This window comes from Pseudomonas sp. 13159349, assembly GCF_013305685.1.
GTDB lineage: Bacteria > Pseudomonadota > Gammaproteobacteria > Pseudomonadales > Pseudomonadaceae > Aquipseudomonas > Aquipseudomonas asiatica.
Map to the genome: position 1 here is coordinate 4,883,496 of NZ_CP045553.1, position 16,756 is coordinate 4,900,251.

Consider the following 16,756-nt stretch of genomic DNA (forward strand, 5'->3'; position numbering starts at 1 on the left):
AAAGCCCCGGTTCTCGCGAACCGGGGCTTTTCATGGTGCAGGGGGTAAGGCTGGCTTACATCATGCCGCCCATGCCACCCATGCCGCCCATGTCAGGCATGCCAGCAGCTGGCTTGTCTTCTGGCAGGTCAGCGACCATGGCTTCGGTGGTGATCATCAGACCGCCGATCGAAGCAGCAGCTTGCAGCGCCGAGCGGGTGACTTTGGCTGGGTCCAGGATACCCATCTCGATCATGTCGCCGTATTCGCCGGTAGCAGCGTTGTAACCGAAGTTACCCGAACCTTGCTTGACCTTGTCAGCGACAACGCTTGGCTCGTCGCCGGCGTTGGCAGTGATCTGGCGCAGCGGCGCTTCAACAGCGCGACGCAGCAGGGCGATACCGACGTTCTGGTCTTCGTTGTCACCTTTGAGGTTGGCAATGGCAGCCAGGGAGCGAACCAGGGCTACGCCACCGCCAGGCACCACGCCTTCTTCAACGGCTGCACGGGTAGCGTGCAGGGCGTCTTCAACGCGGGCTTTCTTCTCTTTCATTTCAACTTCGGTGCCGGCACCGACCTTGATCACGGCAACACCGCCAGCCAGTTTGGCCAGACGCTCTTGCAGCTTCTCGCGGTCGTAGTCCGAGGAAGTCTCTTCGATCTGGGCACGGATCTGCTTGACGCGTGCTTCGATCTCGGTGTCGGCGCCAGCGCCGTCGATGATGGTGGTGTTTTCCTTGGACAGGATGACGCGCTTGGCGTTACCCAGGTGCTCCAGGGTAGCGGTTTCCAGCGACAGGCCGATTTCTTCGGAGATGACCTGGCCGCCAGTCAGGACGGCGATGTCCTGCAGCATGGCCTTGCGGCGGTCGCCGAAGCCCGGAGCCTTGACCGCAGCAACCTTGACGATGCCGCGCATGTTGTTGACTACCAGGGTAGCCAGGGCTTCGCCTTCAACGTCTTCGGCAACGATCAGCAGTGGGCGGCCGGCTTTGGCAACGGCTTCCAGAACTGGCAGCAGCTCACGGATGTTGGAGATCTTCTTGTCGACCAGCAGCAGCAGCGGGCCTTCCAGCTCGGCAACCATGGTGTCCGGCTTGTTGACGAAGTACGGGGACAGGTAGCCGCGGTCGAACTGCATGCCTTCAACGACCGACAGTTCGTTTTCCAGGCCCGAGCCTTCTTCAACGGTGATCACGCCTTCTTTACCGACTTTTTCCATGGCTTCGGCGATGATTTCACCGATGGAGTTGTCGGAGTTGGCGGAGATGGTACCTACCTGGGCGATGGCCTTGGAGTCGGCGCATGGCTTGGACAGGTTCTTCAGCTCGGCGACGACGGCAGCGGTGGCCTTGTCGATGCCGCGCTTCAGGTCCATCGGGTTCATGCCGGCAGCGACGGCTTTCAGGCCTTCGTTGACGATGGCCTGAGCCAGGACGGTAGCGGTGGTGGTGCCGTCACCGGCAGCGTCGTTGGCCTTGGAAGCAACTTCCTTGACCAGCTGGGCGCCCATGTTCTCGAAGGCGTCTTTCAGCTCGATTTCCTTGGCGACGGAAACGCCGTCCTTGGTGATGGTCGGAGCGCCGAAGCTCTTGGCCAGCACCACGTTACGGCCTTTCGGGCCCAGGGTCGCTTTTACCGCGTCAGCCAGAACGTTGACACCAACCAGCATTTTCTTACGAGCGGAATCGCCGAATTTTACGTCTTTAGCAGCCATGATCGTTTAATCCTTGGAATTCTTTGGAGTAACGGGAAGTCGGGGAAATCAGCCTTCGATAACGGCGAGGATTTCGTTCTCGGCCATGACCAGCAGGTCTTCGCCATCGACTTTCACGGTGTTGCTGCCCGAGTAAGGGCCGAAAACCACTTTGTCACCCACTTTCACGGCCAGTGCGCGAACTTCGCCGTTGTCCAGGATGCGACCGGTGCCGACGGCGACGACTTCGCCGCGGTTTGGTTTTTCAGCGGCCGAACCCGGCAGGACGATACCGCCAGCGGTTTTCGATTCTTCTTCGCTGCGACGGATAACGACGCGGTCATGCAGAGGACGAAGCTTCATTGTCGATCTCTCCCAAATTGTGGTTTTCATCGGCCGGTGTCGACACCGGCGGGTTGTTGCTGTCCGGCGTTGCCGGGGTGGCCCGCAATGGGCGAACCACCTGAGTTATGCCTGGTGTTGCCACCAGAAACCTTGCGGTGACCACTACATGAGGCCGCCATATTCAATTACAAGGCTTGCTTCAGAAAATTTTTCATTAGCGCCTTGGCCCCGCAAAAAGCTGGGGCCGCAAAGCGGCCCCCCGGTTATTACTTGTCGCGGCGCTCGTACTCGCCTTCGATCACATTCGGCCGATGCCCGCCATCACGCGGCCGGGCCTGGAAAGGGTCGTCCTGAAAGGCGCGTTGTCGCATGGCCTGGGCCTCGGCACGCTCGCGCATCTTGCGCGCGGCCAGATGACGGGTGAATGGCAGCAGGCAGAGCAAGCCCAGCACGTCGCTGATGAAACCTGGCAGCAACAGCAGGCCACCACCAACGGCCAGCATCATGCCCTGAAACATGTCCTCGGCGGGCAGTTCGCCACGCTGCAGGCTTTCACGGGCGCGCAGTGCGGTTGCCAGCCCGGCCACGCGCATCACCAGCACACCCAGGGCGGAGCCGGCGATGATCAGCAGCAGTGCCGGGAAGAAACCGATGGCGGCACTGACCTTCACGAAGACGAACAGCTCCAGCACGGGAAACAGGAGAAACAGCAGTAGAAAAGCACGCATCAAAGCATTCCTCGTCGGAAGAGAACCTTCCTGTAAGACCAACAGATGGATGCGTGCGCTCGGGTTTTCAACCCTCGACTTCCGTCGCAACCGGCCACTGGTCGGCGCGAGCCAGCAAAACCAGGGCTTCGCGGACTTGTGTCGGCGTATTGCAAGTACTTGGGAAGGGCAACCAGTGCACCGCCTGGCCAATACGCAGGTGCATGCCTTCGCTGTCTACCCCGACCATCTGTGCTGGCGCATGGCTTGGCAGCTCGGTCAGTTGCACATAGTGGGCGATGGCGTTGGCGTGGTCGCTGTTCATATGCTCGACCATGCTTGCCTCGGCTTTACCGGCGAACGGGTTGGCCAGAGTTACCTGGTCAAGCCAGTGGATCGCGCCGAAGCCGCCGATGTAGCGGTGGCGCACCGGCTGCAGCACCCAGAAGTCGAAGTCGTGGGCCTTGTGGTAGTTGGCCGCGTCCGGGAAATAGCGGTAGTAACGCTCTGCGGCAGCCTCGATGGCGGCCTCCTCCACCAGCTTGTGCGCCTCGGCCATCACCGTCAGGCGCCCCACGGCCTGCACGTCCTCGGCTTCGCGCTCACCTACCAGTAGCGAGCACTTGGGATCCTTCTGCAGGTTGTGCGTGTGCTGGGCGATGCGGCTGATGAGGATCAACGGGTTGCCCTGGGCGTCCAGGCAGTACGGCACGACCGAGCCGAAGGGGTAGCCGGGCATCGACTTGGAATGGGTCGAGAGCACGCCGCGGTATTCCTTGAGCAGCAGCTCCCGGGCGGGACGGATGGCATTGGTACTCACTTGGGGGCGGCTCCTGATATCGGGCTGGATGGGACAAGATAAGCATTATCAGATCCAGTGCCAATGGGGCTGCTTTGCAGCCCATCGCGACACAAGGCCGCTCCTACAAGGGATCGCGTACATCCTGTGTCGCGATGGGCCGCAAAGATTTACCAGGTAACGCCGAAGCCTGCGGTATAGCGGGTCTTGTCCAGGTCACTCTCACGGGTACCGGTGATGATGTCCTTCTCCGCCTTGAGGTTGAGCGAGGCCCATTCAGTGACCTTGTAGCGCAGGCCAACCTCGGCATCCAGCGCATAGTCGGCCACGCCACCCAGCGGCTTGGCGAACTCGCCGTTGGTGAACAGCTGCACGTTCTTGCCAATCAGGTAGCGGGTGTAGTCCCACTTCACCGCCGCAGAATAGAAGTTGTCCTTGGCGCCATCCTGGTATTCGAAGTCGGTGCGGTTGATCAGCGACCCCAGCGAAAACGCGCCCAGTTCGTTGTCCCAGAACTGGTAACCCGGGCCGGTACCCACGGTGCGCTGGCGAGCAAGGTCTTCGATGCGGTCGCGCTTGTACTCCATGCGCCCTTGCCAGAACCACTTCTCGGTGAGGAAGCGGTCCAGGGCATACTCGGCACTCCAGTTGTCTGTGGTGGTGACGTCGTCCTTGGTCTCGCGGTTGTATTCGCCTTCGGCATTGTGCCGCCAGCGGCCATGGCGGGCGCTGGTCTTGAAGCCGACGTCGTAGTCGTCGGTGTCGTTCTCGGCGCGCTTGTAGTCCAGCGCCACGTCGACGTTGCCCTTCCACACGAAATCCTCGACCAGGGGCTTGGGCTTCATGATCTGCTCAATGCTGGCCAGCTCCACGGTCTTCGGCGCCTCGCCATTGGCCAGGGTCACCTTGCCAGGCTCGGCGGCCTTCAGCGACTTGGCGCGCTCACCGCTGTAGGCGTCCTGCTTGACCAGCATCTCCTGGTCGCTCTCCAGGGTCTGGACCTCTTTCCAGTCCAGGGCGATGGAACCGCCATAGGGGGTTTCCAGCAGCAACTTGCCGCCGTCGAAGACTTTGATCTTGCCGCTGAGACGGTCACCGTTCTTCATCCATACGGTGTCGGCGAACACCGGGGAGGCGCAGAGGGAAACAGCAAGCAGGCACAACAAGGATCTAGAATACATAAGCGGGCTATGATTTTCGGACTACAGGTTCGATTTGGCGAAAAAAGCCGGGCATTATCCGGATAACGACGACCAGAGCAAGAAAAGACCGGGAGCATGCCGTTGAGTTCAACTCTCATTTGCCAGACCGCCGGTCCGGTTTCATCTGCAGCCCAGAGGGGGCCTGATGTCTGACGGATATGAGCACGCCCTCGACTCCGCCGAGGGCCGACGGACGGTGCTGTATTCGGTACTTGGCCAAGTTCCGGCCGGCAAGGTGGTCAGTTATGGCCAACTGGCCGAACTGGCAGGGCTTGGGCGGGCGGCACGCTGGGTCGGACGTACCCTCGGGCAACTGCCCGCGGACACTCGCCTGCCCTGGCACCGGGTGCTCGGCGCAGGCGGTCGCCTGAGCCTGGCACTGGGTACCCCGTCTGGGGATGAACAACGGGCGCGCCTGCGTGCGGAGGGTGTAAATGTAACCAACAATCGTGTGGATATGACGCGCCATGGCTGGCGCCCGATGGAGCACAGCGGTTAGAGTGCGCGTTTTGTTTTCGCAAACTTGAGGCAGATGTTGGCCCATGCCCCGTAAAACCTGGCGCGCTGCGCTTGCTGCCTATGCCAGCCCGTCAACCTTGGTACTTTTGCTGCTCGGCTTCGCCGCCGGTCTGCCCTACATGCTGGTGTTCTCCACCCTTTCGGTGTGGTTGCGCGAAGCTGGCGTGGCCCGCGAGACCATTGGTTACGCCAGCCTGATCGGCCTGGCGTACGCCTTCAAGTGGGTGTGGTCGCCACTGCTCGACCAATGGCGCCTGCCGCTGCTCGGCAGCCTGGGGCGCCGGCGTTCGTGGTTGTTGCTGTCGCAAGCGCTGGTGGTGATCGGGCTGGTCGGCATGAGCCTGTGCGACCCGCAGCAGCATCTGTCTTGGCTGATCGCCCTGGCGGTGTTGGTGGCCTTCGCTTCGGCCACCCAGGACATCGCGGTCGATGCCTACCGCCTGGAAATCGCCGACGACCAGCGCCAGGCTGCACTCGCCGCCAGCTATATGGCCGGCTACCGCGTGGCGGCCCTGCTGGCCACGGCTGGTGCCCTGTTCTTCGCCGAGTGGTTCGGCTCCACTGGCTTCAGCTACCTGCACAAGGCCTGGGCCGGCACCTACGTCATGTTCGCGGTGATGATGCTGCCCGCCGTGTTCACCACCCTGATCATGCGCGAACCGCCCGTACCCATGCGTACCCAGCTGTCGGCAGCGCGCTATGGGCTGGTGCACCAGCTGGCCTCGGTGTTCGTGCTGATAATCTTGCTGGTATCGGTACCGGCCAGCTTCACCCAGATGTTCAATACCGGCTGGTCCAGCGTCATCTCCGGTGATGCAACGCCACTGGACCTGCTGCTGGAAGACCGCGCCTTCCTGCGCCTGATCCTCTATGTGCTGCTGACATGGGCGTGCCTGTCGAGCCTGGGCCGTCGCGGCCTCGCGCCGGTGCTGACCCCGGTCAACGACTTCATCGCCCGCTACCGCTGGCAGGCCCTGCTGTTGCTCGGCCTGATCGCCACCTATCGCATGTCGGACACGGTAATGGGCGTGATGGCCAACGTGTTCTACATCGACATGGGCTTCACCAAGGACCAGATCGCCAGCGTCAGCAAGATCTTCGGCCTGATCATGACCCTGGTCGGCGCAGGTGTTGGCGGCCTGCTGATCGTGCGCTTCGGCATCATGCCGATCCTGTTCATCGGCGGTGCGGCCTCCGCGGGCACCAACATCCTGTTCCTGATGCTGGCCGACATGGGCCCGAACTTGCAAATGCTGGTGGTGACCATCTCGCTGGACAACTTCAGCTCCGGCCTGGCCACCTCGGCCTTCGTTGCCTACCTGTCGAGCCTGACCAACCTGAAGTTCTCGGCTACCCAGTACGCGTTGCTCAGCTCGATCATGCTGCTGTTGCCAAGGCTGATCGGGGGTTATTCGGGGGTCATGGTGGAGAAATTCGGTTACCACGACTTCTTCCTGATCACTGCCCTCCTTGGCGTGCCGACCCTGATCCTGATTGCCCTGCAGTGGCGCCAGGAGGCCGGGCCGGGCAAACCGGTTGCAGAGGAAGGTTCGGCGGCCGAGCGGCCCTGACTGGTTTGTATTGCCTGTACCGGCCTCTTCGCAGCACAAGGCTGCTCCTACAGATACATCACAGCTCTGTAGGAGCAGCCTTGTGCTGCGAAGAGGCCGGTGCAGGCAATAAAGTTTACTGAGCAACAGCCCCCTCACCAGGCCTTCCACCCACCACAAACCACAGCGGCCACAGCGCCAAGGCCCCCGCCACACCCGCCGCCAGGGCAAAGTGCAGCAAGCTGGTCCCGGCCCCAATCATCGCCAGCAGCGCCCCACCCAACCCCAGCAAGGCAATGGTGATCATCCCCAGCATGGCCGAGACCAGGCCCTTGCTCTGCTCGCTGGCGAACAGCGTCATGCGATACAGCACCGCGTTGGCCACGCCCAACCCCAGCGCGTACAGCGACATGCCCGCCACCACGCTGGTCACACTCGGCCAGTACCATGTCGCCAGTCCCATAAGGCACAGGCCGGCCAGGTATGGCCACAATGCACCACGCACCAGCGCCGCCAACGGATAGCGATCGGCAATGCGGTTGATGATCAGGTTGCCCAGGATCAGCCCGCCAAACACCGGCAACTGCCACAAGGCGTACTCCATGGTGCTCAGCCCCTCGTCGTGGATCAGCAGCACCGGCGACAGGCCGATCCAGCCAATCAGCGGCAGACCGACCAGGCCCAGGGCCGCGCTGCCAGCGACAAAGCGGCGGTTGCCCAGCAACTGGCCGTAGCCGGCCAGCAGTGGCAGCAGGTGGATCGGCGTGAATGCCAGGCGCGAGCCGTCACGGCGCTCCACGCCCAAGGTCTCCGGCATCAGCCGGTACAGCAGCAGCCAGGCCACAACCGCGCCAATGGCGAAGGCCACGAACAGCCAACGCCAGTCCAGCCACTGCAACAGCAAGGTGCCCACCAACGGCCCGAGCAAAGGCGAGAGCAAGGCGATATTGGCCAGCAGGGCCATCATGCGCACGGCGTCGGCTTCGCTGAAGGCTTCGTTCAGGGCCGGGTAGCTGACCGTGACCACAAACCCCAGGCCGATGCCTTGCAGCAGGCGCAGCAAGTTGAACAGGCCGATGTCGTGGACCCAGAAGGTGGCCAGGCAGGCCAGGCCGAAGAACGCGCAGCCGATCAGCAGCAACGGGCGCCGGCCATAGCGGTCGGCCAACGGGCCGATCAGCCATTGCAGCACCACGCCCCCCAGCAGGTACAGGTTGAGGGCGTGGGGAATGTATTCGGGGCTGGCATCCAGGTCGCCGACCACCACCGGCATGGCCGGCATGACGGCATCGCTGGCCAGGTAGGTGAGCAGCTCGAACAGGGCCAGGGTCAGGCCGAACAGCAAGGCACGCAGGGGGGTGATGTACAGCAGTGGTTTCATGATGGCGTATCGGGTGTGGCAGGTGGGGTCAGGCTATATGCCAGAAATGGCGGGGTATTGCTGTGAACAAGTGTAAAAAGCCGGGGCCGCTTCGCGCCCCATCGCCGGCAAGCCAGCTCCCACAGGGACACAGGCCTGAAGACTGTGATAACCCTGTGGGAGCTGGCTTGCCGGCGATGGGGCGCGAAGCGGCCCCGGCTTCAACGCGGTATTACTGCGCTGCAGTCTCCTGCACCACGCGAATCACCCGCTGCGGGAACGGAATGTCGATTCCTTCGGCCTTCAACCGGTCACGCGCATGCTCGTTGAGCATGAACATCACATCCCAGTAATCGGCGGTCTTGGTCCACAAGCGCAAGGACACTGTGATCGAGCTGTCGCCCAGGGTCGCGACCACCGCCTGCGGCGCCGGGTCGGGCAGCACGCGCGGGTCCTGCGCCAGCTCCAGCAGCACGTTGCGGGCCTTCTGCAGGTCGGCCTCGTAGTCCACGCCCACATCGAACACCACCTTGCGCGTCGGCTGGCGGTTGGTGTTGGTGATGATGCCGTTGGACAGGCTGCCGTTGGGCATGATCACCGTCTTGTTGTCACCAGTGCGCAGCACGGTGTGGAAGATCTGGATGCTGTCGACGGTGCCGGCCACGCCTTGCGCCTCGATCCAGTCACCGATGCGGAACGGGCGAAACATCAGGATCAGCACACCGCCGGCGAAGTTCGCCAGGCTGCCCTGCAAGGCCAGGCCGATGGCCAGGCCCGCGGCACCGATGGCGGCAACGAACGAGGTGGTCTCGATACCGATCATCGACGCCACGCTGACGAACAGCAGCACCTTCAGCACGATATTCGACAAGGTGCTGATGAAGCCCTGCAGCGCCAGGTCGGCGTTGCGCAGGCCAACCAGCTTGCCCAGGCGGGCGCTGACCTTGTTGATGATCCACCAGCCGACCGCCAGGGTCAGCAGCGCCAGCAGCACACGGCTGCCATATTCCATGATCAAGGGGATCCAGGTCTGGGATTGGCGGACCAGCTGATCGACTTCAGCGTTCAAATCCATATTCATCTCCTGATGCCGAGCGGCAAGTACACGGTAGAACTGGCCACGCGCGATGGCGCAGCCCCGGTCCCCATGGACATCATTTGGCCATCGGGGTTCCGGGCGATGCCCACATCAGTCGCGGAAGTTGTTGAACTGCAATGGCATGTCGAATTCCTTGGTACGCAGCAGCGCAATGGCTTCCTGCAGGTCGTCGCGCTTTTTGCCGGTAACGCGTACCTGCTCGCCCTGGATGGCGGCCTGCACTTTCAGCTTGGCATCCTTGATGGTGGCGACGATCTTCTTCGCCAGATCCTTGTCGATACCTTCGCGGAACTTGGCTTCCTGTTTCTTTTCCTTGCCCGAGGCGTACGGGTCCTTGGTTTCCAGGCACTTCACGTCGATCTTGCGCTTGACCAGCGCCAGGCGCAGGATTTCCAACATCGCTTCGAGCTGGAACTCTTCCTCGGCGGTGAGCATCACGGTCTGCTCTTTGTCCTTGAACTCGAAGGTGCCCTTGCCCTTGAGGTCGTAGCGACGGTCCAGGTCCTTGATGGCGTTGTCGACCGCGTTCTGCACTTCGTGCTTGTCCAGTTCCGATACCACGTCGAACGAAGGCATGGTTGTTCTCCCAAAATAAAAGCGCGCTCAGGCTGAAGATGGAGCGCGCTGGGTTTGACGGTTAAAATGCGGGCTCATTATAACGGGTTGCGAAACGCATATGAGCAGCACCTGGCATATTCTCGGCGCCGGTAGCCTGGGCAGCCTGTGGGCTTGCCGCCTGGCGCGCGCGGGCAAGGCAGTGCGCCTGATCCTGCGTGACGGGCAGCGGCTGCAGGCCTACCAGCAGGCCGGCGGCCTGACCCTGGTCGAACAGGACCAGTCCCGCCACTACGCCATCCCCGCCGAAACCGCGCAGGCACGCGGCCCGATCCATCGCCTGCTGGTGGCCTGCAAGGCCTACGACGCCGCCCCGGCCATCGCCGGCGTGGCACCTCGCCTGGCCGAAGACGCTGAGGTGGTTCTGCTGCAGAACGGCCTGGGCAGCCAGGACGAGGTCGCCGACCTGGTGCCCCATGCACGCTGCATCTTCGCCTCCAGTACCGAAGGCGCATTCCGCGAGGGAGATTGGCAGGTACGCTTTGCCGGCCACGGCTTCAACTGGCTGGGTGACCCACGCAACCCGACGATCCCGGCCTGGTTCGATGACCTGCATCAGGCTGGCATCCCTGCCGAGTGGACGGTGGATATCCTCACCCGCCTGTGGCGCAAGCTGGCACTCAATTGCGCCATCAACCCGCTGACCGTGCTGCACGACTGCCAGAACGGCGGGCTGCTGGGGCACCTGGGCGAAGTGGATGCGCTGTGCGCCGAGCTGGCCCAACTGCTGCACCGCTGTGGCCAGCCAGAAGCGGCAGACGGGCTGAACGAAGAAGTGCAGCGGGTGATCCTCGCCACTGCGGCCAACTACTCTTCCATGTACCAGGATGTACGCGCAGGCCGCCGCACCGAGGTGCACTACCTGCTTGGCCATGCCTGCCGCGCCGCCGGCCGTCATGGCCTGCAGCTGCCAGAGCTGGAACGCCTGCTGCAGCACTTGGTCGATAACCTGCGTGTGCGTGGTTTGCCCTGCGACTGACGCAGCCCTTTCAACCGGATACGGATATTGCCTAGCCCATGACCTTGCGCCAACGCCTGGAAAACCTCCCGGTCGGGCAGAAGCTGCTGGCGGCCCTGCTGGTGTTGCTGGTGACCATCCTGTTGGTGGCCAACCTCACCTTCATCAGCGCCGCCTACTGGATCACCCAGGAAAGCATGGCGCCACAGGCGCTGCACACCATCGGCCGGCTGGTGGCCAACCCGCAACTGGCAGCGCGCGCCGGCGATACACCGGACACCGCCAGCGCCCTGCTGAAGGAGCTGGACAGCTACACGCCGCTGCGCGCCGCTGCCGTCTACGGTGGCGATGGCCGCATGTTGGCGCAGCTGCAGCACGGCGAGCCGCTGGCACTGCCCAAGCGTTTTCGCAACATCGACGGCTGGCGCCTGATGGAGTTTCGCAGCACCCAGCTGATCCGCATGCCACGTGACGCCAACCCGCCCGCACACCTGCTGCTGGTGGCCAGCAGTGAACTGCCCACGGCTTTCTACACCGGCACCCTCAGCGCCAGCCTGGGCATCCTGGTGTTCAGCATCCTTCTGTGGATCGTCATAGCCCGACAGATAAAACGCCTGATCACCCAGCCGATCAACCAGCTCGAAGAGCTCAGCCGCCAGGTCACCCGCGAAGAGAGCTATGCCTTGCGTGCGCAGCGCGGTAACGACGACGAAATCGGCAGCCTGGCCGAAGCGTTCAACACCATGCTCTCGCGCATCGAAGCCCGCGAACAGCAACTCAAGCGCACCCGCGACGAGTTTCAGGAGGCCTACGACCAGGCCCAGGGCCTGGCCGAGGAAACCCGCCACACCAACCGCAAGCTGGAACTGGAAGTTCAGGTGCGCAGCAAGATCGAGAAAAAACTCACCGGCTTCCAGAACTACCTCAACAGCATCATCGACTCGATGCCCTCGGCACTGATCGCCCTCGATGAGCAGCTCTACGTGACCCAATGGAACCACGAAGCCACGGTACTTTCCGGCACGCCTCTGGACGAGGCGCTGAATCAGCCGATCTTCATTGCCTTCGAACCGCTCAAGCCGTTCCTGCCGCAACTGAAGGAAACAGTGGAAAAGCACCGGGTGGCGAAGATCGAACGGGTCACCTGGCCCAAGGGTGACGACCTGCGCCACTACGCCCTGACCTTCTACCCGCTGACCGGTGGCGGCGGCCGTGGCGTTGTCATCCGTATCGACGACATCACCCAGCGCCTGTCGCTGGAAGAAATGATGGTGCAATCGGAAAAGATGCTTTCGGTCGGCGGCCTGGCCGCCGGCATGGCCCACGAGATCAACAATCCGCTGGGCGCGATCCTGCATAACGTGCAGAACATCCGCCGGCGCCTGTCACCAGAACTGCCGCGCAATCAGGAACAGGCAGAGGAGCTGGGCATCGACCTGCCCACGGTCAACCGCTACCTGGAGAGCCGCGAAGTGCCACAATTGCTCGACGGCATCCAGCAGGCCGGTGCCCGGGCAGCGAAGATCGTCACCCACATGCTCAGCTTCAGCCGCCGCAGCAACCGTCAGCTGGCGCCGTGCGACCTGCCGGCGCTGATCGATCAGGCGGTGGAGATTGCCAGCAACGACTTCGACCTGGCCATAGGCTTCGATTTCAAGGGCCAGGCCATCGTGCGTCAGTTCGACCCCGACCTGGGGCCGGTGCCGTGCACCGCCAACGAATTGGAGCAGGTGCTGCTCAACCTGCTGAAAAACGCGGCCCAGGCCATCCACCAGCGGCCGCAGCCGAGCGAGCCCGGGCGCATCACCCTGCGTACCCGCTTGAGCCCGCCATGGGCGGAAATCCAGGTCGAGGACAACGGCGTCGGCATGCCCGAAGGGGTGCGCAAGCGCACCTTCGAGCCGTTCTTCACCACCAAGGAAATCGGCCAGGGTACCGGGCTGGGGCTGTCGGTCTCGTACTTCATCATCACCAACAACCACAAGGGCCAGATGGAAGTGCAGTCCACGCCCGGCCAGGGCACCTGCTTCACCCTGCGCTTGCCCCTTGGCCAGCCGGCAGCGGTGGCGCCGGCCAAAATGGAGAAATGACATGGGCTACCGCCTGTCGAAGATCTACACCCGCACCGGCGACAAAGGCGAAACCGGCCTGGGCGATGGGCGCCGGGTGCCCAAGGATCACCCGCGGATCGAGGCGATTGGCGAGGTGGACAGCCTGAACAGCCAGCTGGGTTTGCTGCTGGCGGGGCTGGCCGAACAAGGGCTGGATGAAGTGAGCGCGGTTTTGGCGCCGTGCCAGCACCGCCTGTTCGACCTGGGCGGTGAGCTGGCGATGCCCAGTTATCAGGCGTTGGACCTGGCGGAGGTGGCGCGGCTTGAGGCAGCGATCGATGTGTGGAATGAAGAGCTGGGGCCGTTGAAAAACTTTATCTTGCCCAGTGGCTCGGCGCTGGTGGCGCAGGCGCATGTGTGCCGGAGCCTGGCGCGCAGTGCGGAGCGGCGGTGCCAGCAGCTGAATGCGCTGGAGCCGTTGGCGGGGGTTGGGTTGGCGTATATCAACCGGCTTTCGGATCTGCTGTTTGTGGCGGCGCGGATCATTGGGCGGCGGCAGGGGGTGGCTGAGGTTTTGTGGCAACCTGCTGAAAAGCCTAAAGGCTGAAAGTGCCGGGGCTGCTTTGCAGCCCGTCGCGACACAAGGCCGCTCCTACAGGGGGGTCGCGATTCATTCAGGATTACGCGATTCCTTTGTAGGAGCGGCCTTGTGTCGCGATGGGCCGCAAAGCGGCCCCAATTTCAGGCGGCTCAGATCTCAGGCCAGAACGCCCGGATCCCGGCCACACCCTGTGCCCCTGCTTCCCAGGCCTGCTCGCGCTCACCCGGCCCTACCCCACCCAACAGGTAGACCGGCTTGTTGAACCCGGCAATCAAACGTTGCGCCTCGTCCCACCCCAGCGGCACCGCCTCAGGATGTGTCCGGGTTGCCTGCACCGGCGACAAAGTGACAAAGTCCACGCCCATCTGCTCCGCCAGCGCCAGCTCTTCGGCACTGTGGCAGGACGCCGCCAGCCAGCGCTCCTTGGGGAACGGCCGGCCGTTGGCGGCATACTTGCGCAGTTGTGCAGCCGTCAGGTGCCAACCCGCGGCTGGGAAGTCACCCAGCCACTCCAGCGGCCCCTTGAGCATCAGCTGCGCCTTGCCCGCGCAAAGGCCGACCGCATCCACCGCCACATCGCGATACTTGGGATCGTACATGTCCGGGGCACGCAACTGGATCAGGCGAATGCCACTTGCCACTGCCTTCTGGATGCCCTTGAGCATCTGCGGCACTTCCAGGCCATCGGGGGTGACCAGGTACTGATCCGGCAGGCGCGCGGCTGCAACGATCGGCTTGTTGGCCTCAGGGAATTCGTATTGGGGCAAATCGCGTGGAGCAACCCATTCCAGCGGCTGCCCTTCGGCGCCATGCGGCTCGCCGGTGAATGCCTCGACTTCGCGCACATCCAGCAGCACCTGCTTGTCCGGGTAATCGTGGCTGACCTTGATCAGCGCGCGCGAACGACTCACCTCGATACCCAGCTCCTCTCGCAGCTCGCGGGCCAGCGCCGCCTCGACGCCCTCACCCTCTTCTACCTTGCCACCCGGGAATTCCCACAGACCGCCCTGGTGCTGGGTATCGGCGCGCCGCGCGATCAGAATACGGCCGTCAGTACCGCGAATGACAGCAGCTACAACATGAATCCGTTTCACCCTTCACGCTCCGCCAGGCCAGCCTTTTGCCAGGCCTGGAAGGCTGGCCACTGATAAATGGTCTCGATATAAGTCGCCGCCTCCGCAGGCACTTCCACACGGTAGGTGCGCAGGCGCACCGCCACCGGGGCGAAGAAGGCATCAGCCAGGCTCGGCCTGCCGAACAGGAACGGGCCGCTGTCCTTGGCCGCAAGGCGACATTCCGACCACAGTGCAACGATACGGTCGATATCGATTTGAACCTCCAGCGGCACGCTGTCCAGCGCCTGGTCGCGCGACAGGTCGAACGGCATCGCGCCGCGCAGGGCGAAGAAGCCGCTGTGCATCTGCGCGCAGGCCGAACGGGCCTGGGCCCGGGCCGCCACGTCGGCAGGCCACAGCTGGGCGTCGGAATGGCGTTCGTTGAGGTATTCGGCAATGGCCAGCGAGTCGGCGATCACACCGTGCTCTGTCTTGAGCAGCGGTACCTTGCCGGTAGCCGAGAAGGCGAGGATGCGCTGACGGGTGTCAGGCTGGTTCAGCTTGATCAGTGTTTCTTCGTAAGGCACGCCAGCCAGCTCGAGGGCCAGGGCGCCACGCAGCGACCAGGAGGAATACAGCTTGTCGCCGATGATCAGGTGATAGCTCATGGTTCGGCTCCATCGTTTGGGAATTCTGGGGCTGCTTTGCAGCCCTTTCGCGACACAAGGCCGCTCCCACATGGGGCGGTGTAAGCAGGTGCTTGTGGGAGCGGCCTTGTGTCGCGATCGGGCCGCAAAGCGGCCCCAGCTACATCAGGTACGGTACTCGGCGTTGATCTTCACGTACTCGTGGGACAGGTCGGTGGTCCAGATGGTTTCGCTGCACTGGCCACGGCCCAGCTCGATACGGATGGTGATCTCTTCCTGGGCCATAACCTTGGCACCCTGGTCTTCGGTGTAGCTCGGGCTACGGCCGCCTTTGCTGGCAATGCAAACGCTGTCCAGGTACACATCAATCAGGCTCACGTCCAGCTCCGGTACGCCGGCACGGCCGACGGCGGCGAGGATACGGCCCCAGTTGGGGTCGGAAGCGAACAGCGCAGTCTTGATCAGCGGCGAGTGGGCCACGGCGTAGCCGACGTCCAGGCATTCCTGGTGGTTGCCACCGCCGTTGACCTGCACGGTAACGAACTTGGTGGCGCCTTCGCCGTCACGGACGATGGCCTGGGCCACTTCCATGCACACTTCGAACACTGCCTTCTTCAGCGCTTCGAACAGTGCGCCGCTGGCTTCGGTGACTTCCGGCAGGTTGGCCTTGCCAGTGGCAATCAGCATGCAGCAGTCGTTGGTCGAGGTGTCGCCATCGATGGTGATGCGGTTGAACGACTTGTTGGCGCCGTCCAGCATCAGGTCCTTCAGCACCGCCGGGGCAACCTTGGCGTCGGTGGCGATGTAGCCGAGCATGGTGGCCATGTTCGGGCGGATCATGCCTGCACCCTTGCTGATGCCGGTGACGGTAACCGTCACGCCATCGTGCTGGAACTGGCGGCTGGCCCCCTTGGGCAGGGTGTCGGTGGTCATGATGCCGGTGGCAGCTTCAGCCCAGTGGTTTTCCGACAGGTTGTCGAGGGCGGCCTGCAGTGCGCCTTCGATCTTCTCGACCGGCAGCGGCTCGCCGATCACGCCGGTGGAGAATGGCAGTACCGACTCGGCCGGTACGCCGGCCAGTTCGGCCAGCTTGGCGCAGGTGCGCTCGGCGGCGGCCAGGCCTGGCGCGCCGGTGCCGGCGTTGGCGTTACCAGTGTTGGTCAGCAGATAGCGCACGGTGCCCTGCACACGCTGCTTGGACAGGATCACCGGCGCTGCGCAGAAGGCGTTGAGGGTGAACACGCCAGCCACGCTGGAGCCTTCGGCGCAGCGCATGACCACCACATCCTTGCGCCCCGGGCGCTTGATGCCGGCAGAAGCGATGCCGAGTTCAAAACCCGGAACCGGGTGCAGGGTGGGCAAAGGACCAAGACCAACAGCCATTAGAGCGCTCCTAGAAAATACGGTGAACAGGTGATGGAAGAGCGGGGCCGCTTCGCGCCCCATTCGCGGCACAAGGCCGCTCCTACAAGGACATCGCAACCATTGGGGCGGGCGCGGTCCCTGTAGGAGCGGCCTTGTGCCGCGAATGGGCCGCAAAGCGGCCCCGGATGTTTCAGGTTACAACAGCCTG

At 63.2% G+C, this 16,756-nt stretch carries 16 protein-coding genes; 5 read left to right on the forward strand and 11 right to left on the reverse strand.

Features of this window, described 5'->3' with window-relative positions; all coding sequences use genetic code 11:
* Positions 1-55: 55 nt before the first annotated feature.
* The 5 genes from groL to GEV38_RS22530 all read right to left on the reverse strand — a co-directional run bounded on the left by groL (position 56) and on the right by GEV38_RS22530 (position 4,707).
* Entirely contained in the window at positions 56-1,696 is a 1,641-nt protein-coding gene (groL, locus tag GEV38_RS22510; RefSeq protein WP_013974091.1) for a chaperonin GroEL, read from the reverse strand.
* 48 nt (positions 1,697-1,744) lie between these two features.
* Positions 1,745-2,038, reverse strand: coding sequence for a co-chaperone GroES (locus GEV38_RS22515; RefSeq protein WP_003260750.1), 294 nt, complete (start codon positions 2,036-2,038; stop codon positions 1,745-1,747).
* A gap of 248 nt (positions 2,039-2,286) precedes the next feature.
* On the reverse strand, positions 2,287-2,748 hold the full coding sequence (locus GEV38_RS22520) for an FxsA family protein (protein WP_039612990.1): 462 nt from the start codon (positions 2,746-2,748) through the stop codon (positions 2,287-2,289).
* Between the two features lie 67 nt (positions 2,749-2,815).
* Positions 2,816-3,547, reverse strand: a complete 732-nt coding sequence (locus tag GEV38_RS22525; protein ID WP_015271695.1) for a HugZ family protein — start codon at positions 3,545-3,547, stop codon at positions 2,816-2,818.
* Positions 3,548-3,696: 149 nt separating this feature from the next.
* Positions 3,697-4,707, reverse strand: a complete 1,011-nt coding sequence (locus GEV38_RS22530; RefSeq protein WP_023662443.1) for a DUF481 domain-containing protein — start codon at positions 4,705-4,707, stop codon at positions 3,697-3,699.
* Between the two features lie 166 nt (positions 4,708-4,873).
* On the opposite strand from GEV38_RS22530, the gene GEV38_RS22535 reads away from it, so the two are divergent.
* Positions 4,874-5,227: an MGMT family protein gene (locus GEV38_RS22535; RefSeq protein ID WP_003260756.1), complete on the forward strand. Its 354-nt coding sequence runs from the start codon at positions 4,874-4,876 to the stop codon at positions 5,225-5,227.
* A 43-nt stretch (positions 5,228-5,270) separates the two neighbouring features.
* Positions 5,271-6,818, forward strand: a complete 1,548-nt coding sequence (locus GEV38_RS22540) for an AmpG family muropeptide MFS transporter (protein WP_013974096.1) — start codon at positions 5,271-5,273, stop codon at positions 6,816-6,818.
* A 115-nt stretch (positions 6,819-6,933) separates the two neighbouring features.
* Here GEV38_RS22540 and GEV38_RS22545 read toward each other — a convergent pair whose 3' ends face one another.
* The 3 genes from GEV38_RS22545 to GEV38_RS22555 form a co-directional block, all read right to left on the reverse strand.
* Positions 6,934-8,178, reverse strand: a complete 1,245-nt coding sequence (locus GEV38_RS22545) for an MFS transporter (protein WP_015271697.1) — start codon at positions 8,176-8,178, stop codon at positions 6,934-6,936.
* A 211-nt stretch (positions 8,179-8,389) separates the two neighbouring features.
* On the reverse strand, positions 8,390-9,232 hold the full coding sequence (locus GEV38_RS22550) for a mechanosensitive ion channel family protein (protein ID WP_015271698.1): 843 nt from the start codon (positions 9,230-9,232) through the stop codon (positions 8,390-8,392).
* Positions 9,233-9,346: 114 nt separating this feature from the next.
* The gene (locus tag GEV38_RS22555) at positions 9,347-9,832 is read right to left on the reverse strand and encodes a YajQ family cyclic di-GMP-binding protein (RefSeq protein WP_013974099.1); all 486 of its coding nucleotides are present in this window, start codon (positions 9,830-9,832) and stop codon (positions 9,347-9,349) included.
* 100 nt (positions 9,833-9,932) lie between these two features.
* On the opposite strand from GEV38_RS22555, the gene GEV38_RS22560 reads away from it, so the two are divergent.
* From GEV38_RS22560 to GEV38_RS22570, 3 genes are read left to right on the forward strand one after another with little or no spacing between them, the layout of a single operon-like run.
* Positions 9,933-10,850 carry a putative 2-dehydropantoate 2-reductase gene (locus tag GEV38_RS22560; protein ID WP_015271699.1) on the forward strand — a complete coding sequence of 306 codons (918 nt, stop codon included), beginning with the start codon at positions 9,933-9,935 and terminating at the stop codon, positions 10,848-10,850.
* A gap of 38 nt (positions 10,851-10,888) precedes the next feature.
* Positions 10,889-12,919: an ATP-binding protein gene (locus GEV38_RS22565; protein WP_013974101.1), complete on the forward strand. Its 2,031-nt coding sequence runs from the start codon at positions 10,889-10,891 to the stop codon at positions 12,917-12,919.
* A gap of 1 nt (position 12,920) precedes the next feature.
* Positions 12,921-13,487: a cob(I)yrinic acid a,c-diamide adenosyltransferase gene (locus GEV38_RS22570; protein ID WP_015271700.1), complete on the forward strand. Its 567-nt coding sequence runs from the start codon at positions 12,921-12,923 to the stop codon at positions 13,485-13,487.
* A 143-nt stretch (positions 13,488-13,630) separates the two neighbouring features.
* On the opposite strand, the gene GEV38_RS22575 is transcribed toward GEV38_RS22570, so the two are convergent.
* The 3 genes from GEV38_RS22575 to argJ form a co-directional block, all read right to left on the reverse strand.
* Positions 13,631-14,575, reverse strand: a complete 945-nt coding sequence (locus GEV38_RS22575; protein ID WP_015271701.1) for a Nudix family hydrolase — start codon at positions 14,573-14,575, stop codon at positions 13,631-13,633.
* Entirely contained in the window at positions 14,572-15,204 is a 633-nt protein-coding gene (locus GEV38_RS22580; RefSeq protein ID WP_054573312.1) for a glutathione S-transferase family protein, read from the reverse strand. The genes GEV38_RS22575 and GEV38_RS22580 overlap by 4 nt, the downstream gene beginning before the upstream one ends.
* Positions 15,205-15,348: 144 nt before the next feature.
* Positions 15,349-16,566 (reverse strand): bifunctional glutamate N-acetyltransferase/amino-acid acetyltransferase ArgJ, encoded by a 1,218-nt coding sequence (argJ, locus tag GEV38_RS22585; protein WP_023662147.1) that lies wholly within the window; start codon positions 16,564-16,566, stop codon positions 15,349-15,351.
* Positions 16,567-16,756: the final 190 nt, after the last annotated feature.